At 68.4% G+C, this 24,691-nt stretch carries 20 protein-coding genes; 10 read left to right on the top strand and 10 right to left on the bottom strand.

The genetic code is table 11. The annotated features are described in order from the left end of the window. A partial coding sequence (locus U9977_RS11990; RefSeq protein WP_322749311.1) for a helicase-related protein occupies positions 1-2,394 on the top strand: 2,394 nt, incomplete at its 5' end. Then, positions 2,391-4,583, top strand: coding sequence for a DEAD/DEAH box helicase (locus tag U9977_RS11985; protein ID WP_322749310.1), 2,193 nt, complete (start codon positions 2,391-2,393; stop codon positions 4,581-4,583). The genes U9977_RS11990 and U9977_RS11985, both read left to right, overlap by 4 nt. 121 nt (positions 4,584-4,704) lie before the next feature. Here the strand turns inward: U9977_RS11985 and U9977_RS11980 are convergent, their stop codons facing one another. Beyond that, positions 4,705-5,211: a hypothetical protein gene (locus U9977_RS11980; protein WP_322749309.1), complete on the bottom strand. Its 507-nt coding sequence runs from the start codon at positions 5,209-5,211 to the stop codon at positions 4,705-4,707. Between the two features lie 73 nt (positions 5,212-5,284). Here U9977_RS11980 and U9977_RS11975 point away from each other — a divergent pair, with 73 nt between their 5' ends. Next, positions 5,285-5,467 (top strand): helix-turn-helix domain-containing protein, encoded by a 183-nt coding sequence (locus U9977_RS11975; RefSeq protein ID WP_322749308.1) that lies wholly within the window; start codon positions 5,285-5,287, stop codon positions 5,465-5,467. 468 nt (positions 5,468-5,935) lie between these two features. Here U9977_RS11975 and U9977_RS11970 read toward each other — a convergent pair whose 3' ends face one another. Continuing rightward, the gene (locus U9977_RS11970) at positions 5,936-6,532 is read right to left on the bottom strand and encodes a TetR/AcrR family transcriptional regulator (RefSeq protein WP_322749307.1); all 597 of its coding nucleotides are present in this window, start codon (positions 6,530-6,532) and stop codon (positions 5,936-5,938) included. Positions 6,533-6,826: 294 nt separating this feature from the next. Between U9977_RS11970 and U9977_RS11965 the strand changes: the two genes are divergently transcribed. From U9977_RS11965 to U9977_RS11945, 5 genes are all read left to right on the top strand, one after another. Continuing rightward, a complete protein-coding gene (locus tag U9977_RS11965; RefSeq protein WP_322749306.1) occupies positions 6,827-8,440 on the top strand; it encodes a carboxyl transferase domain-containing protein in 1,614 nt (537 codons plus the stop codon). Between the two features lie 5 nt (positions 8,441-8,445). Further along, positions 8,446-10,626: a biotin carboxylase N-terminal domain-containing protein gene (locus U9977_RS11960; protein WP_322749305.1), complete on the top strand. Its 2,181-nt coding sequence runs from the start codon at positions 8,446-8,448 to the stop codon at positions 10,624-10,626. Beyond that, positions 10,619-11,770, top strand: coding sequence for an acyl-CoA dehydrogenase family protein (locus tag U9977_RS11955; protein WP_322749304.1), 1,152 nt, complete (start codon positions 10,619-10,621; stop codon positions 11,768-11,770). The genes U9977_RS11960 and U9977_RS11955 overlap by 8 nt, the downstream gene beginning before the upstream one ends. A gap of 91 nt (positions 11,771-11,861) precedes the next feature. After that, positions 11,862-12,356: an MOSC domain-containing protein gene (locus U9977_RS11950; RefSeq protein WP_322749303.1), complete on the top strand. Its 495-nt coding sequence runs from the start codon at positions 11,862-11,864 to the stop codon at positions 12,354-12,356. Positions 12,357-12,494: 138 nt separating this feature from the next. Next, entirely contained in the window at positions 12,495-13,685 is a 1,191-nt protein-coding gene (locus tag U9977_RS11945) for a serine hydrolase domain-containing protein (RefSeq protein WP_322749302.1), read from the top strand. 18 nt (positions 13,686-13,703) lie between these two features. Here U9977_RS11945 and U9977_RS11940 read toward each other — a convergent pair whose 3' ends face one another. The 4 genes from U9977_RS11940 to U9977_RS11925 all read right to left on the bottom strand — a co-directional run bounded on the left by U9977_RS11940 (position 13,704) and on the right by U9977_RS11925 (position 18,049). Further along, positions 13,704-14,489 carry an SDR family NAD(P)-dependent oxidoreductase gene (locus U9977_RS11940; protein ID WP_322749301.1) on the bottom strand — a complete coding sequence of 262 codons (786 nt, stop codon included), beginning with the start codon at positions 14,487-14,489 and terminating at the stop codon, positions 13,704-13,706. A gap of 30 nt (positions 14,490-14,519) precedes the next feature. After that, a complete protein-coding gene (fabG, locus tag U9977_RS11935) occupies positions 14,520-15,245 on the bottom strand; it encodes a 3-oxoacyl-ACP reductase FabG (protein ID WP_322749300.1) in 726 nt (241 codons plus the stop codon). A 79-nt stretch (positions 15,246-15,324) separates the two neighbouring features. Continuing rightward, entirely contained in the window at positions 15,325-16,731 is a 1,407-nt protein-coding gene (locus U9977_RS11930; protein ID WP_322749299.1) for a 4-hydroxyphenylacetate 3-hydroxylase N-terminal domain-containing protein, read from the bottom strand. Positions 16,732-16,816: 85 nt separating this feature from the next. Further along, complete coding sequence (locus tag U9977_RS11925; protein ID WP_322749298.1) at positions 16,817-18,049, bottom strand: acyl-CoA dehydrogenase family protein; 1,233 nt, start codon at positions 18,047-18,049, stop codon at positions 16,817-16,819. 180 nt (positions 18,050-18,229) lie between these two features. On the opposite strand from U9977_RS11925, the gene U9977_RS11920 reads away from it, so the two are divergent. Both U9977_RS11920 and U9977_RS11915 read left to right on the top strand, forming a co-directional pair. Then, the gene (locus tag U9977_RS11920; RefSeq protein WP_322749297.1) at positions 18,230-18,901 is read left to right on the top strand and encodes a TetR/AcrR family transcriptional regulator; all 672 of its coding nucleotides are present in this window, start codon (positions 18,230-18,232) and stop codon (positions 18,899-18,901) included. A gap of 169 nt (positions 18,902-19,070) precedes the next feature. Further along, complete coding sequence (locus U9977_RS11915; RefSeq protein WP_322749296.1) at positions 19,071-20,264, top strand: amidohydrolase family protein; 1,194 nt, start codon at positions 19,071-19,073, stop codon at positions 20,262-20,264. Positions 20,265-20,388: 124 nt separating this feature from the next. Here the strand turns inward: U9977_RS11915 and U9977_RS11910 are convergent, their stop codons facing one another. The 4 genes from U9977_RS11910 to U9977_RS11895 form a co-directional block, all read right to left on the bottom strand. Further along, positions 20,389-22,608: an NADP-dependent isocitrate dehydrogenase gene (locus U9977_RS11910; protein WP_322749295.1), complete on the bottom strand. Its 2,220-nt coding sequence runs from the start codon at positions 22,606-22,608 to the stop codon at positions 20,389-20,391. Between the two features lie 323 nt (positions 22,609-22,931). Then, the gene (locus U9977_RS11905; RefSeq protein WP_322749294.1) at positions 22,932-23,393 is read right to left on the bottom strand and encodes an HIT family protein; all 462 of its coding nucleotides are present in this window, start codon (positions 23,391-23,393) and stop codon (positions 22,932-22,934) included. A gap of 39 nt (positions 23,394-23,432) precedes the next feature. Beyond that, positions 23,433-24,308 carry an amino acid ABC transporter permease gene (locus U9977_RS11900; protein ID WP_322749293.1) on the bottom strand — a complete coding sequence of 292 codons (876 nt, stop codon included), beginning with the start codon at positions 24,306-24,308 and terminating at the stop codon, positions 23,433-23,435. Then, positions 24,305-24,691 (bottom strand): ABC transporter permease subunit (locus U9977_RS11895; RefSeq protein WP_322749292.1); only part of this gene is annotated, 387 nt, incomplete at its 5' end. The genes U9977_RS11900 and U9977_RS11895, both read right to left, overlap by 4 nt.

Genomic DNA, 24,691 nt, shown 5'->3' with positions numbered 1-24,691 from the left:
TCCGGATACGGGGTGAAGACGACCCGCCGGTACCAGTTGGGTGAGCTACTGGGGAAGGTGTCTCGGCATCTGCTGCTGATGACGGCTACCCCGCACGCGGGAAAGCAGGAGGACTTCCAGCTCTTCCTTGCGCTCCTCGATGGAGACAGGTTTGAGGGCCGGTTTCGGGACGGGGTTCATAGTGTGGACCCCGCGGGGCTGATGCGGCGCATGGTCAAGGAAGACCTGCTCACCATGGAGGGCAAGCCGCTGTTTCCCGAGCGGCGGGCCTACACGGTGCCATATGAGCTTTCACCGGGTGAGCAGGGCCTCTACGAAGCCGTGACTGACTACGTGCGGCACGAGATGAACCGCGCCGACCGGCTGAAGGAGCAGGGCGACGGCCAGCGCGGCACCACCGTCGGGTTTGCACTGACCATCCTGCAGCGCCGTCTTGCTTCCAGCCCAGAAGCCATCCTCAGAAGCCTGGAACGCCGCCGCGCCCGGTTGGAGCGGCGACGCCGGGAGATGCGGGCCGATGCGGCCAGACCGCCGCGGCTGGATGCCGACCGGTTTCTCAGCGGCGTCAACGTCGACACCGAGATCGATGACCGGCTCGACGACCTGGTGAGCGAGGAACGTGAGGAACTTGAGGACGACGTCGCCGACGCGGCGACCGCCTCCAATACCCGCGCTGAACTCGATACTGAAATCGCGCTGCTCGCCCAGTTGGAAAAGAACGCACACCGTGTGCGTCATTCCGGCACCGACCGGAAGTGGTCCGAACTGCGGGCGATCCTGTGCGACAGCGACCTGACCCATGACCAGGCGGGCACTCTTCGAAAGATCATCATCTTCACCGAACATCGGGACACGTTGAACTACCTGGTCGCACGCATCGGCGAGCTGATCGGTGACCGTGACGCAGTGGTATCCATCCACGGCGGGGTTCGCCGTGAGCAGCGTCGCGCTGCCCAGGAGCGATTCACCCAGGATGCCCGCGTCCGGGTCCTCGTGGCCACGGACGCCGCCGGTGAGGGTGTGAACCTGCAACGGGCTCATCTGATGGTCAACTACGACCTGCCGTGGAACCCCAACCGGCTCGAGCAGCGGTTCGGCCGCATTCACCGCATCGGGCAGACCGAGGTCTGCCACCTGTGGAACCTGGTGGCGAGCAACACCCGTGAGGGTGAGGTCTTTCACCGGCTGCTGGAGAAGGTGGAGCAGCAACGCAAAGCATATGCAGGCAAGGTCTTCGACGTCCTCGGTGACGCTTTCGACGGGCAGCCGCTGCGCGGCCTCCTCGTCGAGGCGATCCGTTACGGCGACCGCCAGGACGTCCGCGCCAGACTCCACGAGATCATCGATGCCAGAGTGGGCGAAGGCCTGGACGAGTTGATCGCCGAGCGGGCACTGCACGCCCAGGTACTCGCGACGGCCGACGTCGATGCCACCCGCCAACAGCTTTCCGATGCCGAGGCACGACGCTTGCAACCCCGTGATATCGAACGGTTCTTCCGGACTGCGTTCGGCCGACTCGGTGGTCGCATCGCTGCCCGGGAAGGCGGTCGATTCGAGATCACACATGTTCCGGCCGACGTCCGCGCCCGGCAGATCGGCAACCGCGTTCCGGTGCTGGCCCGCTACGAGCGGGTCACCTTCGACCGCGCCTACACGCGCCTGCACGGAGCGGTCCCCGCGGACCTGCTGGCGCTCGGACACCCGCTCGTCGACACGGTCGTCGATCTCATCGTCGAGCGCCACCACGGCACGCTCAAGAGCGGCACCGTCCTGGTGGACCGCAACGACCCCGGGCAGACGCCACGCCTGCTGGTCGCGATGAGCCAGAAGATCGTCAACGGCCACCAGCCTCCTGCCACAGTTTCCAAGCGTTTCGACTTCGTCGAGTTGACACCCGATGGAAAGGCCGCCGATCCCGGGCCGGCGCCCTATCTCTCCTATGAGCCGCTCGCCGATGGCGGGACACATGCCCTTGCCGCGGCTGTCGCCGCACCGTGGCTGATCCGAAGTCCCGAGGATCTCGCCATCGACTGGGCGGTTGAGCATTCACTGGTCGAGCACCTGACCGCGGTGGAGGGGCGGGTTCTCCCCCGCGTGGCGCGTACCCGCCACCATGTCCGCGAACGGCTGCTCAGCGAGATCGCTCTCTGGGATCACCGGCACGCCGACCTGCTGGAGCAGGAATCGGCAGGTCACAAACCGGCGACGCGGTCCGCCAACGCCTACCGACGTGCGCGCGACCTCGAGCGTCGCCTGGCCGAACGGCTGGAGACCCTCGACGCCGAGGCACGGCTCGCACTGTGCCCCCCGATTGTCGAAGGGGTTGCGCTCGTGCTGCCGCTGGGCTTCGTGGACTTGCACACGGGCCGGGCTGATACGAGCGCGCCGCGGTGACCAGCCCCCCGCCGGTCAGAGCCGGCTCTCGGGCCCGCGATCTACTCCGCCGTGCTCGGGAGCTGCATCAACTCGCTGACGAGGTGCTCGATGCGGATGATGCGCTGCGCGCCGACGTCGGCGACGCGTTCCGGACCCTGCGTGCGGAGATGGTGCGCCGCGAGCTGGCGACGATCCCGATCGGCCGGCTACGAGACAGCACGGACGGTCGTCTCCGCCTGGGAGTTCTCGAACGCAGTGGCATTACGACTGTCCTGGAGGTCTGTGAGGCGCCGCCTGGTGCGCTGCAGGCGATCGACGGTATCGGTGAACAGACCGCGAAACAGGTCCTCGGCGCCGCCCAGCAAATTGCGACCGCCATTGAGGAAAGCCTTGCGGTCCGCGTCGACCTCGACCCGGATAACCCGCGCAGCACTGCGCTGCTGGTAGCGCTACGCCGGTTCAACCAGGCTGACCGCGGCGGACTTGCGGCCGTACGCACACCCGCCGGCAAGCTCCGCGACGACCTACCGGACCTGCTCCGTGCGGCCTGCACCAGCCGCGGCCGGATCCGGATGCTCCTCGCCGGCAAGGAACGCCGCGACGAGGCACTCGTCGCCCTCGGACGGGTCCAGGAGCTCCTGATCGGCGTCGACGCGACGGACCTGCCCAACCAGCTTGCGCGGGCTGTCGAACTGGTCCGCCATCCAGCAGAACCCGACGGCGTCTGGGCCGACTTCGAGCGTCGGGCAGCCGAGTACTACGGCTTGCTCGGCGAGGTCGTCGATCTCAACCTCGACGTCGACGCGGTCGAGGGTTTCCTGCCCGCCGAGATCACTGCGCGTGTTCGCGAGCAGCGGCTCGACGACACCTTTCGCGAGGTGTCGCTGCGCGGCTACCAGTCCTTCGGGGCACGCTTCGCCCTTGTACAACGGCGAGTGATCATCGGGGATGAGATGGGTCTCGGCAAGACGATCCAGGCCATCGCGGCATTCGCCCATCTCAGGGCGACCGGCAAGACCCATTTCCTCGTCGTCTGCCCCGCGTCCGTACTGATCAACTGGCTTCGTGAGGTCCCGGCGCGGAGCATGCTGCGAGCGCACCGGCTGCACGGCTCAGAGCGGGCTGCGAACCTGTCCGCCTGGGTACGACACGGCGACGTCGGGATCACCACCTTCGAGTCCCTGAAGGCGCTGGCGATCCCCGACGACCTGGGAATCGCCATGCTCGTCGTGGACGAGGCCCATTACGTCAAGAACCCCGCCGCCCAGCGGTCGAAGGCCGTGCGCGTCCTCACCGAACGCGCCGAACGAGTACTCTTTTTGACTGGTACCCCGCTGCAGAACCGGGTCGAGGAATTCAAGAATCTTATCGACTATCTACAGCCACACCTGGTGCCGAGTCTCAACGGCTTGCACACCATCGGCTCACCGTCGGTCTTCCGTAAGCAGGTCGCGCCGGCCTACCTACGACGTAATACCGAGGACGTGCTTTCAGAATTACCCGACCTGGTGATGACCGATGAATGGGAGGAGTTCGGGCCCGAGGACTTCGCGGTCTACCGTCGGGCTGTCGCCGAGGGCAATCCGATGGCAATGCGCCAGGCTGCCTACCGCACCGGCGAGCGGTCTTCCTCGAGTAAGCTTCGCCGCCTTCTGGAGATCGTGGCGGAGTCCACCGACAATCGACGGAAGGTTGTCATTTTCTCCTACTTCCGCGGCGTGCTCGACGTCGTGGTCCGTGCACTCGCGGCGGCCGTCCCGGCGGTGACAATTGTGGGGCCGCTCACCGGCTCCACACCACCGACCGACCGTCAGCGGATGGTCGACCGGTTCTCCGCCACCGCCGGCCCTGCGGTGCTGGTCAGCCAGATCGAGGCCGGCGGAGTCGGCCTGAACATCCAGGCGGGCTCGGTGGTCATCCTCTGCGAGCCGCAGGTCAAACCGGCAATGGAAGAACAAGCGGTCAAGCGCTGCCACCGCATGGGCCAGGTGCGCTCGGTCCAGGTGCACCGGATTCTCATCACCGACAGCGTCGACCAGCGCATGCTCGAGGTACTGGCGGAGAAGAAGCGGCTGTTCGACGCATACGCTCGCGACAGCGAGATCGGAGCCGACCCGGATGCGATCGACATTTCCGACGTCGACATGGCGCGCCACGTCGTCGAAACGGAGCAGATGAGGCTCGGGCTCGCAGACCTCGCCATGTGAAATGGGAAAGCGGGATTCAGTTCACAACCTACTCGCCGCCCGCCTCGAACCTATCAAGGCTGCATGACGCCGAGTTAACCGGCATGGTCATTCTGCGCGCCAAGACCCGTTCCAGCCCCGGTCAGCCCACCACGTCGCCGCTACCACTTGACCAAACCCCGGCCAGCACCACTACACAGTCAGATCGCAACTCGTATCCGATCAGCGGCACGGTGTCACAGCCCTCAGGGGTCAGCACCACCGGCTTGCCGAGTGCGCGGCCGATCGCCCGCATGAACTGGCACAACACGTCCAGCCGATCCTGGCCCTGCAACTGCCGCAGATCAACATCGAAGTCGATCCGCTCGAGCACGTACGGTCGAAAGATCGCAAGAACGTCCGGTGCGAGCCAAACCTTCAACATCCCAGCCCGCCCATTACGCCGATTCAGCATGTCCTCGACCCTGTGCGGCAACCGAACCACCCGCCCGTCCACCGAATACTCGTACGCCCACCCCCGGGACCGGACAAGATCCACGCCGGCCTGCCAGTCGGCGATCGTCGTGTCCGGCACATGCACGTCCGGCAGCGACCCATTCTCCTCCGGGTCAAACCATTCCCTGACGTCATCCCACAATAGATCAGGCACGCCCACATAGTGCCAGCACCCACCTCGACCCACACCCGGGTTCCTCTCTCGACAAGGCCAAGGGGATATCCCCGTGGGCGTCGCGGAACGGATGGGCGTCACCAAGAGCCGGGTCTCCCAGATCGAACGCGGCGAGGTCTCCACCGTCGAGGCTATCGCCCGCTACGTCCAGGCCCTCGGCGGCCACATCCAGATCTCTGCCGGCTTCGGCGACGACCTGTACATCCTGCGCGGCACCGACACCCACGCGGCATAACCGCAAGCCCCGAGTCGGGGGATCTCACGCCCGGCCGACGATCCAGGTTTTCTACCGAATGTTGAGACCACCGTCGCGCCGGCCATCAGACCCCACCCACCCGGCACGGCGAGCGGGAAACTCCCCTCCACCATCCAGCCTGTCGACGCTACCGAGATCATCCTATTGGAGCGTCGCTATAACCGTTTGAACCCGCCCTGCCTTGGGGTGTCTCCTGTGCTCGCTCGTCGCCGACGACAACGGATTTGTTCAGCTCACGCTCGCCGCGTACAACTGCGGCGAACAGTACGTAAAAACCGGAAGTAGCACTCCGCAGAATCGCGCCACCAGCATGTGATCAGAACCGATCACGCTCGGATGAGGTCGAGGAAGGCGATGTTCCGGTTTGCCTCGATGAACTGGGACCGTCGCGCGATGGCTCCGTCCGAGATCTCGCCGGCGCCCTCATGTCCGAAGGTCGGTCAGCGGTCAGCGGTCGTCGCCACGGGCTGCCCGCAGACTCATGTCCCGCAGAATGGCCGCCATCGTCTCGCGGTCCACCTCGGTGGCGCTGTGTGGAGTGGAATTCAGCAGTCCGAACAACGCATGCGCCCGCGCGCGGCTCTCCGCGACGCCGAGGCGGCAGTCGATCTGACGCAGGACCGACGCCCATATCTCGACGTAGGCGCGCTGCAGCCGGCGGACACGGTGGTCGTCGGGCCGTGGGAGGTTGGCGAGGTCGCGATCCTGGACGGTGATGAGGTACGGCTCGTCGAGGGCGAACGCGATGTGCAGTGTGATCAGACGTTCGAGTGCGTCGTGCGGGGTCCGGCTCGTACGCACCGCTGCCGCGCCGTCGGCGTGGAGCCGTTCGCTGATGCCGACGAGCATCGCCGCGAGGATGGCGCTTTTGCTGGGGAAGTGCCGGTAGATACCCGGACCACTGATGCCGACGGCGGCGCCGAGCTGTTCGATGCTCACCCCGTGGAATCCGTGGGTGGCGAACAGCCGCGCAGCCTCCCGCAGGATGTCCTCCCGACGGGAGGAGGGCCGAGCCGACCCGGGGCGAGCGGTTGCCGCAGGCACCCGTGGTCCTCGCTGCCCGCGCGAAAGATCACGATCTTCGGACGATTCGTCCCTGCCGATGTGAGGAGATCCTAACTTTCAACGCTCTGGACAACGGTGGAGCGACTGCAAGGCGACGGTGAGGCAAAAGTGGGACGAGGTAGCGACCTCACTACATCCCCTCACAGTATGCCATGACCCCGAAACGGACACCTTCCGCGGCGGATATGCCCGTGCTAGCGTGACAGCAGTTGTTAGTGATCCTTAACATCCTTGATGTAGATCATGAATCGTCATCTGTCTCGGGAGGACCTCATGACCGGCCCCCGGCTGGCGGCCCGCGTCGACACCGCGAGCGAACAGGCCGTCGCCAGCACGGCGGCGCACCAGGCGCTCGTCGCCCAGCTACGGTCCGCCCTGAGCTCGACCGCGCGGGGCGGGTCGGAGCAGGCCCGACTGCGCCATGTGAGCCGAGGCAAACTGCTGCCCCGGGACCGGATCGACACCCTGCTCGACCGCGGCAGCCCGTTCCTGGAACTCTCGCCGCTGGCCGCCAACGGCATGTACGGCGACGAGGCACCGGGCGCGGGGATCATCACCGGTGTCGGACGGGTGTCCGGGCGTGAGTGCGTGGTGGTGGCGAACGACGCCACGGTCAAGGGCGGCACCTACTACCCCGTCACCGTCAAAAAGCACCTACGGGCACAGGAGGTGGCACTGCACAACCGGCTGCCGTGTGTCTACCTCGTCGACTCCGGGGGGGCGTTCCTCCCGCTGCAGGACGAGGTGTTCCCCGACCGCGAGCACTTCGGGAGGATCTTCTACAACCAGGCGACGATGTCGGCGGCCGGTATCGCGCAGATCGCCGCGGTCCTCGGCTCGTGCACGGCCGGTGGCGCCTACGTCCCGGCGATGAGCGACGAGGCCGTCATCGTCCGAGACCAGGGTACGATCTTCCTGGGCGGTCCGCCGCTGGTGCGGGCCGCGACCGGGGAGATCGTCTCGGCGGAGGACCTCGGCGGCGGGTTGTTGCACAGCAAAACCTCCGGGGTCACCGATCACCTGGCCGACGACGATGCCGACGCGCTGCGCCGGGTGCGGGCGATCGTGGCCAGCCTCGCGCCGCGCGCGCCCCGGCCCTGGGATGTCGCCCCTACCGACGAGCCGGCCGCCGACCCGGCGGAGCTGTACGCGGTCGTACCCACCGACAGCCGCACCCCCTACGACGTCCGCGAGGTCATCGCCCGGATCGTCGACGGGAGCCGGTTCGCCGAATTCAAGCGCGAGTACGGCCCGACGCTGGTCACCGGCACCGCCCGGCTGCACGGCCACCCGGTCGGCATCGTGGCGAACAACGGCGTGCTGTTCAGCGAGTCCGCCCTCAAGGGCGCGCACTTCATCGAGCTGTGCGACCAGCGCAGAATCCCGCTGCTGTTCCTGCAGAACATCACCGGCTTCATGGTCGGCCGGGAGTTCGAGGCCGGCGGGATCGCCAAGCACGGCGCCAAAATGGTCACCGCCGTCGCCTGCGCGCGGGTCCCGAAGTTCACCGTTGTGATCGGCGGCTCGTTCGGTGCCGGTAACTACTCGATGTGCGGCCGGGCCTACTCACCACGGTTCCTGTGGATGTGGCCGAACGCGCGGATCTCGGTGATGGGCGGCGAGCAGGCCGCCTCGGTGCTGGCGACCGTGCGACGCGAGCAGCAGGAGACCCGGGGTGTGCACTGGGATGCCGCGGACGAGGAGGCGTTCACCGCGCCGATCCGCGCTCAGTACGACCGTCAGGGTGACCCCTTCTACTCGACCGCCCGGCTGTGGGACGACGGCGTGATCGACCCGCTCGACACCCGCACGGTGCTGGGGTTGGCCCTGTCGGTGGCGGCGAACGCGCCGCTGGAACCTGTCCGCTACGGCGTCTTCCGGATGTGAGCGCGATGCCAGCCACCCTCTGCGACACCACAAGCGGTGACACCACCCTGTTCGACACCGTGCTGGTCGCCAACCGCGGTGAGATCGCGGTCCGCGTGATCCGTACACTGCGGGCACTGGGCATCGGCTCGGTCGCCGTCTACAGCGACGCCGACGCCGACGCCCGGCATGTGCGCGAGGCCGACGAGGCGGTCCACATCGGCCCGGCGCCCGCCCAGCTGTCCTACCTGTCGATCCCGGCGCTGCTCGACGCGGCCCGGCTCACCGGCGCCCGGGCGGTCCATCCCGGGTACGGCTTCCTGTCCGAGAACGTCGCGTTCGTGCGCGCCTGCACGCAGGCGGGCCTGGTCTTCATCGGACCGTCCGCACACGCCGTGGCGGTGATGGGCGACAAGATCCGCGCCAAGCAGACCGTCGCCGCCGCTGGTGTCCCGGTGGTACCGGGCCGCACCGAACCGGGGATGAGCGACGCCGACCTGGTCGCCGCCGCGGCCGAGGTCGGCTATCCCGTGCTGATCAAGCCGTCCGCCGGTGGGGGCGGGAAAGGGATGCGTCTGGTCACCGAACCGGCCGCGTTGCGCAGCGAACTCGCTGCCGCCCGCCGACAGGCGGCCGCGTCCTTCGGCGACGACACCCTGTTCCTCGAACGGTTCGTCCACCGCCCACGGCACATCGAGGTGCAGATCCTCGCCGACGCCCACGGCGCCGTCGTTCACCTCGGCGAACGCGAGTGCAGCCTGCAACGCCGCCACCAGAAGATCATCGAGGAGGCGCCGTCGGTGCTGCTCGACGTCGCGACCCGGGACCGCATCGGCGCGGCCGCGGTCGAGGTCGCCCGCGCCGTGGGCTACACCGGCGCGGGCACCGTGGAGTTCATCGTCGGCGCCGACGACCCGGCGCACTTCTTCTTCATGGAGATGAACACCCGGCTGCAGGTCGAACATCCGGTCACCGAGATGGTCACCGGGATCGACCTGGTCGCCGAGCAGATCCGGATCGCCGCGGGCCGGCCGCTGACCACCTCCCAGCAGAACATCGCCCTGACCGGGCACGCGATCGAGGCGCGGGTCTACGCCGAGGACCCGGCCCGCGGCTTCCTCCCGACCGGCGGCACCGTCCTGCTGATGCGCGAACCCGACGGCGACGGCGTGCGCGTCGACTCGGGCCTCACCCACGGGCAGCGGGTGGGAACCGACTACGACCCGATGCTCGCCAAGGTGATCGCCTGGGGGCCGGACCGGGCGACCGCGCGTACCCGGCTGCACGCCGCCCTCGCCCGCACCGCCGTCCTCGGCGTCACGACCAACATCGCCTTCCTCCGGGCGCTGCTCGCCCACCCCGACGTGGCCGCCGGACGCCTCGACACCGGTCTGGTCGAACGCGAGCTCGACGGCCTCGGCGACGCTGACCTCCCGGCCGGTGCGCCCCCGGCCGGTGCGCTGGCGGCCGGTGCGCTCCCGGCCCACGCGCTGGCGGCCTACGGGTTGGCGCGGCTCGCCGAGGCGCAGCCGGCCGGCCCGGTGATCGACCCCTGGGACGTCCCCAGCGGCTGGCGGGTCGGCGGTGTCCCGGCTCCCCTGGTCTGGCGGCCGGCGCTGCCCGGCGGCGGCATCGCCGAGGTCACCGTGACCGGCACCCCGACAGCCGCCACCGTCACCGTCACCGTCACCGTCACCGTCAACGTCAACGTCAACGTCGAGCCCGCCGCGACCGGGGAACCCCGGACCGCCGCGGTACGTACCCTCGCCGACGACTGCAGCGAACTGCTGATCACCGTCGGCGGGCGGAGCCGACGCTGGTGGTACGCCCGCGACGGGGCGACCCGCTGGCTCGGCGCCGACGGAGCCGCCTGGCGGATCGTCGAGGCCGACCCCGCCGCCCACACAGGAGCGGGATCGGCCGGCGCCGCCGAGGTCCGCAGCCCGATGCCCGGCACCGTCATCGCCGTTCACGTCGCCGCCGGAGAACAGGTCACCGCCGGCCAGCCACTGATCATCGTCGAGGCGATGAAGATGGAACACACCCTCGCCGCCCCGCGGGACGGCCACGTCACAGACCTGTTCGCACACACCGGCGAACAGGTCACCCTCGACCAGGTCCTCGCCGTCGTGGAGGCCGACGCACTCATCCCCGGCCCGCAGGACCCGCAGGACCCGCAGGACCCGCAGGAGACACCCGATGCCTGACACCCGCCTCACCGACGAGCAGGAATCCCTGCGCCGCACCGTCGCCGAGTTCGCCCGCGAGGTCGTCGCCCCGGTCGCCGCCCAACACGACGAGAACAAGACCTTCCCCTACGAAGTCGTCGCCGCCATGGCCTCGATGGGCCTGTTCGGACTGCCCTTCCCCGAGTCCTACGGCGGGATGGGCGGCGACTTCTTCACCCTCTGCCTGGCCATCGAGGAACTCGCCCGGGTCGACTCGTCGGTAGCGATCACGCTGGAGGCCGGCTGCTCGCTCGGCGCGATGCCGATCTACCGGTTCGGCACGCAGGACCAGAAACAGCAATGGCTGCCCATGCTGTGCTCGGGCGAGGCCCTCGGCGCGTTCGGGCTGACCGAACCCGAGGCGGGCAGCGACGCCGGCGGCACCCGCACGACCGCACGCCTCGACGACGACACCTGGGTGATCAACGGTGCCAAGGCGTTCATCACCAACTCCGGTACCGACATCACCCGGCTCGTCACGGTCACCGCCCTCACCGGCACCACCGCGGCCGGGAATAAGGAGATCAGCACCATTGTGGTGCCGGTCCCGACCCCCGGCTTCACCGCGGAACCGGCGTACTCCAAGGTCGGCTGGCATGCCAGCGACACCCACCCGCTCACGCTCGTCGACGTACGGGTACCCGAGGCCAACCTGCTCGGCGAACGGGGCCGCGGCTACGCGAACTTCCTGTCCATCCTCGACGAAGGCCGCATTGCCATCGCGGCACTGGCCGTCGGCCTCGCCCAGGCCTGCGTCGAGGAATCGGTGGCCTACGCCCGGACCCGCCACGCCTTCGGCCGGCCGATCGGCGCCAACCAGGCGATCTCCTTCAAGATTGCCGAGATGGAGGCGCGTACCCACGTCGCCCGCACCGCCTACTACGACGCGGCCGCCCGGATGGCCTCCGGCCGCCCGTTCAAGAAGGAGGCTGCGATCGCGAAGCTGGTCAGCAGCGAGGCCGCGGTGACCAACGCCCGTGAGGCAACCCAGATCCACGGCGGCTACGGCTTCATGAACGAGTACCCCGTCGCCCGGCACTGGCGGGACAGCAAGATCCTGGAGATCGGGGAAGGCACCAGCGAGGTCCAGAAGATGCTCATCGCCCGCCACCTCGGCCTGTAGGAGTGCCCAGGACGCCCATCCGACCAAGAGGCGATCGTGGCCGACTTCCGAGGTATCTCGGCTACACCCGCGGACTATAGTGTGACTGGTCATGGCGGACGCTGACGCGACGGGGACGGTCCGGGGGCGCCTGGTCGGCATCTACGTGACGCCGCAACGGGGCGCCGCAATGCAGTCACCCGGCAACGTGTTCGCGGTGGAGGGGAAAGGGCTGGACGGCGACCGGTACGCGGCTGGCACCGGCACCTTCTCCGGACACGACGGTCCAGGACGGCAGGTCACGCTGATCGAACGCGAGGCGGTCGCCGCCGCCGTCGCAGACACCGGCGTCCAGTTGGCCGAACATGAGACCCGGCGAAACCTGGTCACCGCAGGCGTCACACTGCTCGATCTTGTCGATAGGACCTTCCGTATCGGCGACGTCGTCCTGTGCGGCGTCCGATCATGCCCGCCATGCGCCTACCTCGACCAACGCACCCGCCCGGGTGTGCGCAACGCCCTCGAGGACCGAGGCGGCCTGCGCGCCGACATCGTGCGCGGCGGTGCACTGACCGTCGGCGATGAGATCGTCATTCTGCCGGGCTGAACACAGCTCCGTTGGCCGACACAGCTCCGCTGACCGATCGCCGGAACGCGGACACGAGCGTTCAGCCTCACCATAAAACATAAGCTAAGCGCTCTAAGTCAGATGATTAACAACGAGCTCGTGGAGGGCCGGTAGCCCATGTGTGCTGACCGAAGGGAGCGTGGGACAACAGTCAGCGGGTCCAGCTCGCCGGTCGCTCTGCTCGCCGACCCGGTGGATGTCGGTCTTGACCCCCGCCGGCTCGCCCTGTTGACCGAACGCGTCCGGATAGAGGTCGAAGGCGGGCCGTTACCGTCGGCGCAGATCGCACTGGCTCGGGCCGGTCGCCTGGTGCTGTTCGAGACCTACGGGGACGCGACGCCGCAGACCCGCTATGTCCTGCAGTCTGCGAGCCGCCCGATCGTCGCCTCGATCGTCTGGAAGCTGATGGGGGAAGGACTTCTCGCCGCGGGTGAGAGGGTCGCGGACATCATTCCCGAGTTCGGGACCAACGGCAAAGACGTCGTGACGGTGGAACAGGTGCTGACCCACACCGCCGGGTTCCCCCTTGCGCCACTGGGATGGCCCCAGATGCTCGACCGCGGTCAACGGCTCGCCGCCATGTCGAAGTGGCGGCTGACGTTCGAGCCCGGCAGCCGGTTGGAGTTCCACCTGACGTCGGCGGCGTGGGTGATCGCGGAGATCGTCGAACGGCGCACCGGCTCCACCCTGGCGCAGTACCTACGGGAAGAGATCGCCGAGCCGCTGGGGCTGTCGCTGGAGCTCGGGGTACCCCAGGAGCGCCACGCCGACGACGTCGCCCCCTTCGTCAGCATCGATCCCGAGGACTCGGATGCGACCGTCGACCCGTGGGGTCCCTGGTACCTGTCGAAGCCCGAGATTCTGGCCGCCGGCGAGCCGAGTCACTCGCTGGTCGGGACGGCACGCGACGTCGCGTTGCACTACCAGTCCCTGGTCCATTCCGGACGGTGGACGCCGACGGCCGTCACCGACGGGATCCGCCCTCGGTTGACGATGCACCCGCAGGGCTACAGCGCCCAGCCGAACCCGGTGACGATGGGGCTGTTCGTGGTCGTCGCCGGAACGCTGCCCGGCGCCTACCTACCGGCCACCGGTTCCGCCGAGACATTCGGGCATGGCGGTGCGCCCTGCCAGGTGTCGTTCATGGACCCGGTCAGCCAGGTCTCCTTTGCCTTCCTGACGAACGGCTACCCACTCTCCGGATACGACGAGTCGCCCCGCGGGGTGGCCCGCCGGACGAACATCGCCAACCTGGCCGCCGACGTCCTCGCGGACGCGTCCGCGGACGCCGTCGCGGACCGACCGTGACGGCGACGGCCAGAGTGATCACGGTGCGGGCCGCAGGACATCGGGAACCTTGAACGCCGTCCAGCCCCGGTCGCAGGTGAGCACGGCACCGGTGAGGCTGCGGGAGGCGTCGCCGGCGAGGAAGACGACGAGGTCTGCGATCTCCTCGGCGGTCTGGAGCCCGGTGGCGTGGCCGGCGGCGAAGGCCGTCCGGACCTTGTCGTTGCGCAGCAGAGGTGCGTTGATCGGCGTGTCGACGTAGCCCGGGCTGATCGCGTTGACCCGGATGTTGCGCGCGCCGCAGCCGACCGCCATGGACCGGGTCAGCGTGGCAACCCCGCCCTTGGACGCAGCGTAGCCGTCGAGGAGTCCGTTGGGCAGGTGGGCCATGGACGAGGCGGTGTTGATGATCGAACCTCCACCGGATGCCTGCATGGGGCCGATCGCGTAGTGGCAGCAGTAGAACGTGCCGGACAGGTTGACGCGGATGACCCGGTCCCACACCTCGGGCTCGATGTCGGCGACGAACCCGTCCTGCCTCCCGAGCGCGATTCCGGCGCTGTTGTAGAGGATGTGCAGCGCCCCGTAGGCGTCGACGGCCCGGCGCACCAGGGCCGCGCAGTCGTCCGCCACGCCGACATCAGCCCGGATCGAGCAACTCTGGCCGCCGGCCGCGACGATCAGATCCGCGGTGTGCGCGGCGGACGCCGGGTCGATGTCGGCGGCTACGACCCGCGCGCCCGCAGCGGCGAGGGCGACGGCCGCGGCCCGCCCGAGCCCCGACCCGGCCCCGGTGACGATCGCGACCCGGTCATCGAGATGCATATCCGTCCTCCCGTTCACGTGTACGCCCGTTCACATGCTCATGCCGCCGTCGACCGGCAGCAGCGCGCCGGTGATGAAGCCGGACAGGTCGTCGAGAAGGAAACGCACGGCATGGGCGATCTCCTCGGGTCGGCCCACGCGCCGCGCCGGGATGAGCCGCAGCAGTTTGTCGTTCACCTCGTCCGGGGTGGCCGCCGCCATGTCGGTCCGCGTCGGGCCGGGCAGCACGCAGTTGGCGGTCACGCCCCTGCGGCTGGTCTCCCGAGCGATCGACTTGGTGAACGCGATCACCCCGCCTTTCGCCGCGGCGTAGTTCGCCTGCCAGGTCGAGCCCATCGTCCCGGCGATGGAGCCGACGTTGACGATCCGGCCGAAGCCGCGCTCGAGCATCGTGGGCAGCACCGCCCGGGTGAGGTAGAAGACGCCGGACAGCGAGACCCGCACGACCGCGTCCCACTGCTCGACCGTCATCTCGTGCGCCGGGGCGTCGCTGCTGATGGCCGCGTTGTTCACCAGGTAGTCGACCGGGCCGTGCGCGGCGACGACCTCGCAGGCGAGCCGCTCGCAGTCGGCCGGCGAGCCGATGTCGCCGCGATGCAGCGACACGGACATGCCCGCGTTGCTGACCTGGTCCAGAAACTCCTTCGCGCGGCCGTCGTCGTGGACGTAGACCGCGGCGACGTGGATGCCGTCGCGCGCAAGCCGCTCGGTGATCGCCGCGCCGATGCCGCGGGTACCGCCGGTGACGAGGGCCACCCTGCGAGCGCGGGACGGGCTGGCCTGGGCCGGCCCGGGAGGAACTGACCCGGGGGGAGATGGCCCGGGGGGAGATGACTCAGCCATGGCCGTCCGGGTAGCTCGCCGGCTCGGCCCCGTCGAGGAGCCCGCCGGCCCGCCGGGCCAGGTCCTTGGCGGCCTCGATGTCGTAGTGTTTGCGGGTCACGGTGCGTTGCGCGAACAGTCCGCCGCCGGACTGCAGCCAGGAGACCAGTTCCCGGCCGCCGAGCGCGTCGGCGGTGACGTCGCGGATCAGATGGAACAGCCGCATCCGGTAGTAGCCGTCGACGCCGGGCATGGTCCGCAGGTACTTGTCGATATAGGGCCGTAGCTGCGGGTTGTCGTAGTCGGCCATGGAGGGGGCCGTCGCCACGGCGCCCCCGGCGATGTCGTGCAGGTTGCGAACCATGACCGGGTAGTGCGCCGCGGCGTGGTACTTGGCGGCGTTCGCATACAGCTCGTTGGGCGCGATCATGCCGTCCTCGGTGTGGGTCGCGCCGGCGATGGACGCCTCCAGCCCGGCGCGCACCAGGGTGGCGTAGATGACCATCTCCGCAATCTTGTCCTTGATGTGCGGGATCCGGTCGACGCCGTTCGCCTCGGCGACGAGCTGGGCCATCCCGACCAGCAGGTCACCGAGGCGCGCCATGTCGGCCACCCCGTTGATCCGTTCCCACAGCCCGAGCGAGTGGGCGACCACCGCGGACTCCTCGACCTCACCGTCGAGGAAGACACGCTCGTACGGCACATGCACGTGATCGAAGATCACTATTGAGTCCGGGTCGGTATGTCGGCCGGACACCGGGTGTGACCGCCCGTCGCTGCCCCGGGGGTGCGGGCTGGTGGCGATCTGGGTGACGCCCGGGGAGTTCACCGGCACCGCGCACGCCACCGCGTACTGCTCCTCGCCCGGCTTCATTCGCTTGGTGGGCATGACGACGAGCTCGTGCACCAGCGGGCCCATCGTGATGTGGAACTTCGCCCCGTTGATCACGATACCGTCGGCGTCGCGGTCGACGACCCGCAGATAGAGGTCGGGGTCGTCCTGTTTGCCGGGCGGCAGCGACCGGTCGCCCTTGGCGTCGGTGATGACCTCGGCGAACCGTACGTCGCGGCGCCTGCAGTCCTCGAAATAGCGCAGTATCCGTTCCCGGTAGGCCGGGTTTGCCGTGGCCAGTCGCGGCGCCGCAGTCAGCAACGCGAGGACCGCGGAGGTCAGGGCGACCGTCACGTCGGATTCCTGGACAAGATCGAGCCTGGCCCGCAGGTCCTCGACCGTCCGCGGGATCTGGTAGATCGGGTTCACGCCGTCCGGGTACCCCGACCGGATGCGGTCGTAGCCGGTGGCCACCCAGCGTGCGGCGTTGCCAAGCCCCGGGTCGGCGGTGACGTCAGGCAGCAGGACACCGTCGAGCGCCACCCGGCGCCCGTCTCGCAGCGAGTCGAGGTACTGCTCGCCGGTCATCATGGTTCCACGATCACCTTTCGCTGGCCGGTGGTGGCGGTGGAGGCGGTGGAGGGTGCGCTCGGCCGCGCGGCGGCCGGCGTTGTCACCGCAGCCCCCGGGGCAGTCCCAGCACCCGTTCGGCGAGGGTGTTGCGTTGGATCTCGTCCGTGCCGCCGGCGATCCGCAGCAACGGCGCTCCACACACCCACCGCGCCCAGGCGAACGTCCCCCACTCGCCGTTGTCGGCGGTGACCGCCGGTCCCAGCAGGTCCGCGGCCAGTTCGCCGATCCGCCGAGCCTGTTGTGAGTACAACAGCTTCATCACCGATCCTTCCGGTCCGGGCGGCCGGCCGGCCGCGAGGGCGGCCTCCTGGCGCAGCCCCAGGTAGCGCAGCAACCGTTCATGGAGGTGGACGTCGGCGAGCCGTTGCCGTAGCAGCGGGTCGCCGGCGCGGCCCAGCTGGCGGGCCAGCGCCGTGACGCGATGGACGGGGTCCATGGCCGGTGAGGTCGCGCCGCCGCCGACGGCGGCCCGTTCGCTCATCAGCGTGGTGATCGTGGCCTGCCAGCCCTGGCCGACCGCCCCGACCCGGTGGCGGTCGGGGATCCGCACCTCGTCCAAGAAGATCTCATTGAAGTGGGCCTCGCCGGTCATCATCCGCAGCGGCCTGACCTGCACGCCGGGACTGTCCATGTCGACGAGGAACATCGTCAGTCCGGCGTGCCTGGAGGCATCCGGATCGGTGCGGGCCAGGAGCTGCCCGACGTGGGCGAGGTGGGCGTAGGAACTCCACACCTTCTGGCCGGTGACGACCCACTCGTCGCCGTCGCGCACCGCGCGGGTGTGCAGCCCGGCGAGGTCGGAGCCGGCGTCGGGTTCGGACAGCAGCTGGCAGCAGACGAGGTCGCCACGGAAGACGCCGCGCAGGTACCGGGCCTTCACCTCGGCGCTGCCGTGTGCGATCACCGCGGGCGCCACGAGCGCGGTGCCGCTGGCGATGATGTTCTGGTTCGGCACCTCATACCCGGATTCCAGACCGCGGTAGACGTCGTCGAGGACCGGGTTGCGGCCGCCGCCGCCGTACTCCACCGGGCCGCCGAGCCAGCCGAACCCGGCGTCGAAGACCGTCGCCCGCCACGCCTGCGCCGCGGTGAGGTCGCGCCGCTCGGCGTCGGCGTCGGCGTGCACCTCCAGCACGGCGATGTCGTCTGGACCCTCACCCCACCCCAGCTGGCCGAGGCGCTCGGGCCGGCGCTTGGCGTGCCGGTCCAGGAAGGCGGTGGCCAGGGCGGCGAACTGCCCGATCTCGTCGTCGCCCGGCGCCACTTCTGTCATCTCGCTGCCTCCTGGACGCCCCGGCCGCCGCCACGGACTGCGGGAACGTGGTCGGGCGACTGACTCGTATCGTGGACCTGGACGTGCAGGTCAAACAACCGTTAGATTGGTCTGGCACAGGCGGTCCGTCAAGCGGCACATTCGTCGAAGAAGGTGATCTGCCCGATGGGACATGGCCGGGTGAGCGACGCAGCCGGGCAGTCGCACGGCCCGGGGACGGGCGCTGGTGTCCCTCGGCTGTCCGCGCGACCGCCGAAGGCCGTGGTGGGCGAGTCCCGCTGGCACGAAATCCTTGATGTAGCCGCCCATGTGTTCTACGAGAAGGGCTACGAGGCGACCACGATCCAGGACATCGCATCCCGGGTCGGCCTGCTCAAGGGCAGCCTCTACTACTACATCGACACCAAGGAGGACCTCCTCTACGCCATCGCCGAGCACGTCCACGCCGACGGCCTGCGCTACCTGACCGAGGATGAGACGCTCATGCGCGCGGATGCGGTGACGCGGCTGTCACGGTTCGTCGAGCGGTGGATGGCCCGACTGGCCACCAACATCCGGTACTCCGCCGTCGTCGAACGGGAGTTCCGTAGCCTGCGTCCCGAACGCGTCCAAACGCTGATCGACCAGCGCGACGCCTACGACCAGTTCGTGCGCGACATCATCGGTCAGGGTGTCGACGAAGGCGCCTTCGACCCGGCCGTCGACCCCGCGGTCGCGGCCAACAGCATTATGCAGTTGATGAACTACACCCACCTGTGGTATAGACCCGAGGGTCGGCTGTCATTCGCCGACATCGGGGACTGGTACCGCACTTTCATCCTGCGCGGGCTCGCTCGGGCGCCGATCGGCTAGTGGGCCAAAGGCGATGCGATCGTGGTTCTGTCGCATCGCCGGGGGCCGAAGTCCCCCGGGTCACTGATGGCAGGCCCGAGGTCAGCCGGTACCAGGGCGCGGCTGCGGTCTGACGGACCTGAGCGACGGCCGCCGTCCGCGGCCGCGGGAAGCGGCAAAGGAGAAGACCATGACACCGGTCGTCGATTACCCCCTGTTCGACGCGGACTCGCACCTGTACGAACCGCGTGACGCGTTCGCCGACTACATCGACCCCGCATTTCGTGCGGAGGCGTTGCGACCGGTCCGCGACGCCGCCGGTACCGAACTGATCGTGGCTGGTGATCGGATTGTGACGTTCACCGACGGCAACCTGTACGAGCAGGTGCACGTCCCGGGGACGCTCGCCGAGAAGCTGCGCGCGATGAAGACCGGGATCGCCGACGACGAGCGCTTTTACCAGAAGCCCCGGCCTGAGTACCTGCAGCCGCAGGCCCGGCTGGCCGACCTCGATCGCCAGGGTGTCGAGGCGGCGCTTGTCTTTCCCGGGCTGGCGCTGTTCGCCGAGTCGTTCTGCCGGCGCACCGATGTCCTGTACGCCAACCTCAACGCCTTCAACCGGTGGCTGTTCGAGACCTGGGGGTTCGCGAACGGCGGCCGGCTGTTCTGCCCGCCGGCGATCTCGTTCCGGGACCTGGACGAGGCGGTTCGCCAAACCGAATGGGTGCTGGAACGCGGCGCCCGAGTCGTGATGTTGCGCACCGGACCGGCCTACGGCCGCTCGCCCGCAGACCCGTATTTCGACCCGATCTGGGCACGGCTCAACGAAGCGGCCGTGGGCGTCGCCTATCACATCACCGATTGCGGCTACAACGAGCGTGAAGCCGTGCATTGGGGCCAGGACTCCAATCCGCGCCCGTATGATCAGTCCGCCTGGCAGTGGATGAACCTGTATGGCGACCGGGCGATCATGGATACTCTGTCCGCGCTCGTCTACGACAACCTGTTCGGTCGATTTCCGCAGCTCAAGGTCATATCCGTCGAGCACGGTGCAGGCTGGTTGCCGTACTTCATGGGGCGCATCGACAAGATGCGCGGCATGGGACGCAACGGCCCGTGGATAGGCGGTCCCCTACCCGGCCGGCCGACCGAGATCGTGCGTGCGCACATCCTGGTGGTCCCCTACCCGGAGGACGACATCGCCGAGATCGCCGGCGCGGTGGGATCGGATTGCCTGGTGATGGGTTCGGACTATCCGCACGGGGAGGGCATGGCTGACCCGTCGCAGATGCCGAAACTGGTGGACTTCCTGCCGGCGAAGGAGCAGCGGGCGGTCTGCCGGGATCGTGGCATGGCCTTTGTGGGCCGGGCCGCGGCGGGGTGAACGTCCGCGTGAACGGCCGGGCGAACGGCAGCCCGGCCGTTCGCCCGGCTCTGGAGCGATCCCGTTTCGGTGGGCAGCGAACCTGAGGTTCACTGCCCACCGAAACGGGAAGCCGCTTCACTCCTCAGGCGAGAGCCGCAAGGGCCTCGTTGAAGCTCGTCGACGGGCGCATAACAGCCGCGGCCATGGAGGCGTCGGGCTGGTAGTAACCCCCGATGTCGGTCGGCGAGCCCTGGACCGCGATCAGCTCGTCGACGATGGTCTGCTCCTGCTCGGCGAACGTCTTGGCCAGGCCTGCGAACGCCGCCGCGAGATCGGCGTCGTCGGTCTGCGTGGCCAGCTCCTGCGCCCAGTAGAACGCCAGGTAGAAGTGGCTGCCGCGGTTGTCGAGGCCGCCCAGGCGGCGGCTGGGCGACTTGTCCTCGTTGAGGAAGGTGGCAGTCGCGCGGTCGAGGGTGTCGGCGAGCACCTGAGCGCGTGCGTTACCCGTCGTCTGGGCGAGATGCTCGAAGCTGACCGCCAGCGCGAGGAACTCGCCCAGGCTGTCCCAGCGCAGGTAGTTCTCCTTGAGGAGCTGCTGGACGTGCTTGGGTGCGGAGCCGCCGGCCCCGGTCTCGAACAGGCCGCCGCCGTTCATGAGCGGGACGACCGAGAGCATCTTGGCGCTCGTACCGAGCTCCAGGATCGGGAACAGGTCGGTCAGGTAGTCACGCAGCACGTTGCCGGTAACCGAGATCGTGTTCTCGCCGCGGCGGATCCGCTCCAGCGAGAACGCGATCGCGTCGACCGGCGCCATGACCTCGATCTGCAGTCCCCGGATGTCGTGTTCGGGCAGGTATGCCCTGACTTTCTCGATCACCTTCGCGTCGTGCGCGCGGTTCTCGTCCAGCCAGAACACCGCCGGGTCGCCGGTGGCGCGGGCGCGGGTGACCGCGAGCTTCACCCAGTCCCTGATCGGTGCATCCTTGGCCTGGCATACGCGGAAGATGTCGCCGGCGGCGACCACCTGCTCCACAACCACGTCGCCGGCCTCGTCGACGACCCGCACCGTGCCCGTGGTGGGGATCTCGAAGGTCTTGTCGTGGCTGCCGTACTCCTCGGCCTGCTGCGCCATCAGACCGACGTTGGACACCGAGCCCATCGTCGCGGGGTCGAAGGCCCCGTTCGCCCGACAGTCGTCGAGGACGACCTGGTAGATGCCGGCGTAGCTGCTGTCGGGGAGAACCGCGAGGGTATCCGCCTCCTGGCCGTCCGGCCCCCACATGCGACCAGAGGTGCGGATCATGGCCGGCATGGAGGCGTCGACGATGACATCGCTGGGCACGTGCAGGTTGGTGATGCCGCGGTCGGAGTCGACCATCGCCAGGGCGGGCCCGGCAGTCAGCTCGGCGGAGAAGGAGGCCTTGATCTCCGCGCCTTCGGGCAGCTGTTCCAGGCCCTTGAGGATGGCGCCGAGCCCGTCGTTCGGGCTCAGGCCTGCGGCGGCGAGCGTCGCACCGTACGCGGCGAACGTCGCCGGGAAGAAGGCCCGCACCACGTGACCGAAGATGATCGGGTCGGAGACCTTCATCATCGTCGCCTTCAGGTGCACCGAGAACAGTACGCCCTCGGCCTTGGCCCGGGCGATCTGTGCCGCAAGGAACTCATACAGCGCGGCCACGCGCATCACCGACGCGTCCACGACCTCGCCCGCCAGCACCGGCACGGACGCACGCAGGACGGTGGTGGCACCGTCGTCACCCGCCAGTTCGATGCGCACCGAGCCGTCCCGGGTGATGACCGCGGACCGCTCGGTGGAGCGGAAATCGTCGGCAACCATGGTGGCGACGTTCGTCTTCGAGTCGGACCGCCACGCGCCCATCCGGTGCGGGTGGGTCCTGGCGTAGTTCTTCACCGACGCAGGGGCACGGCGATCGGAGTTGCCCTCGCGTAGCACCGGATTGACCGCACTGCCCTTGACCGTGTCGTAACGGACGCGGATGGCCCGATCCTCGTCGGTCTTCGGGTCGTCAGGGTAGTCCGGCAACGCGTAGCCATGCTGCTGCAGCTCGGCGATCGCCGCCTTCAGCTGCGGAAGCGACGCCGAGACGTTCGGCAGCTTGATGATGTTCGCCCCGGGCGTCCTGGCCAGTTCACCGAGCTCGGTGAGCGCGTCAGGGATGCGCTGAGCCTCCCCGAGATACTCGGGGAAACTGGCGATGATCCGCCCCGCCAGGGAGATGTCACGGCTTTCGACACTGACACCGGCCGCTCGGGCGTATGCCTGGACCACTGGCAGGAACGCGTACGTAGCCAGGGCCGGGGCTTCGTCAGTGTGGGTGTAGATGATGGTCGAATCAGTCACCGATACTCCGCTTCACGTATACTTTGCCTCGATCTCAAGGTATATCCTGATCATCCCACCCTTGCTTTGATCACGACGGCGGGTGTGCGCTCATCGTCATCGACCGCCCGGCTGGCATCGGCGGTGGAACACCGCACCAGGCTGAGGGTCAGACGCATTCGACCCTCTCATGCGGACGGCTTCGGCGAGCCCACCACCGCCCACATCAGGGTTCTGGAGATCCACCCGGTCGTCGTGCTGCCAGCCGCCGGGTGGAGTCAGCAGCAGGCGGTCACCGGTCGTCGCCGTCGAGCTGGCCAGCGTGAGGCCCGAGCCGGGCGGCGCTACGGCATCGACGCGAGTGACACGGCAAGGGTCTCCGCAAGGCTGTCCATGACCTCTGACGACACCCACTCGCTGGCCGGTCTGCGCAGGTAGGAGAAGACTGCAGGGCCGCGGTCGGCGGCAGGTAGGCTCTCGGCGCGTGGAATGACGTGGACATGGATGTGGGTGAAGCCCGGCGCCTCGGAGAATGCGGCCACGTAGGTTTTCGCGCACCCCGTGACGTCGGTCAGGGCGCGACCGAGCCGCCACGTCATCAGACCGAGTTCGGACGCCTCCGCGGCGGTCAGATCGCCCAGCGACGTGACGTGCCGGCGTGCGACGACAACCAACCAGCCGGGCAGCGCGGCACGGATCGCGTGCGCGACCCGCCATCCCGACCCCAGCAGGATCCGTTCCCGCGGCGGCAGGGTGTCCAGCGACCCGTTGCCCACGCAGGAATAGCAGTCGTCCAGAGCACTCACCATCGTCTCTGTGCATTTCCGTCGACGGGATGACTGCCGTCACGGGACTGTTGCCGGCACCGAACTGTTGATCTGACGATCTTCGGAGGGCGGCACCGATCGCCGGGTTGACAGGCGCGCTTCCACGTAGATCGCCAGACGGCTCGCGAGATAGTTGATGCCGATGAAGATAGCGGCGATCACCAGATATGTCTGAATCGGGTTGTGCAGTGTCTGAATGGCGATCAGACCGCGGCGCAGCAGCTCCTCGTAGGCGATGAACGCGCCGAGAGACGTGTCTTTGAGGATCACGACGAGCTGGCTGATCAATGCTGGCAGCATCGATCGGAACGCCTGGGGCAACAGGATGAACCGCATGGACTGGGCGCGAGTGAGACCCAGCGCGGCGGCGGCGTCGGACTGACCTTTCGGTACCGCGAGGATACCCGCCCGGACGATCTCGGAGATGACCACCGAGTTGTAGGCTGTGAGACCGATGACGATGTACCACAACAGCGGCAGCTTGAGCCCATACGTGGGGAGAACCTGATACGCGAAAAAGATTGCGATAACCACCGGGACGGCGCGCAGGATCTCAACCGTACCGACGATTATCCCGCGGTACCATCGGGATGCCGAGATCCTCGTCGCCGCGATGAGAACCCCGAACGGCAGCGACAACGACATCGCCAGGGCGGCGGCCGTCAGGGTGTGCAGGAGACCGCCGCCGAACAGGCGCCACAGGTCGGCGAAGTTCGCGTCGTTCGGGTCGAACAGCGGGCTCCACTTCGCAGCGGCGAACTGGCCGTTCGCGGCGAGCCGCCGTACGACGAGCGCCGCGATGCCGACCAGGGCCAGGCCCGCCACCACCGTGGCGATACGGATCCGCCGTCGCCCGCGGGGGCCCGGCGCATCGTAGAGATGGCCTCCGCTCACCGGGCGACCGTCATACGCTTCTCCAGTACCCCCAGGAGCAGACCTGCGGGAATGATGATGATCAGATAACCGATCACCACGCCGGTGTAGACCGGCAGTGCCGGTTCACCCCGGGCGCTGTTCAGCGTGTTCGCCACACTGTAAAGTTCGCCGCCGACCCCGAAGGCGCCGAGGATCGCCGAATTTTTGATCATTGCGATCGCGACGCTGCCCAGCGGCGGAATCACCGCCCGCACAGCCTGCGGCAGCACGATCAGTCGTAGCGACTGACCGAAGGTGAGACCTATCGCGCGCGCGGCCTCGGCCTGGCCTGCGTCGACCGCGCCAATACCGCTGCGTAGCGCCTCGCACACGAACGCAGCGGTATAAACGGCGAGCCCGGC

It is taken from the genome of Protofrankia sp. Cas8, from assembly GCF_963555845.1.
GTDB lineage: Bacteria > Actinomycetota > Actinomycetes > Frankiales > Frankiaceae > Protofrankia.
This window is presented reverse-complemented; position numbering and strand designations above follow the sequence as displayed.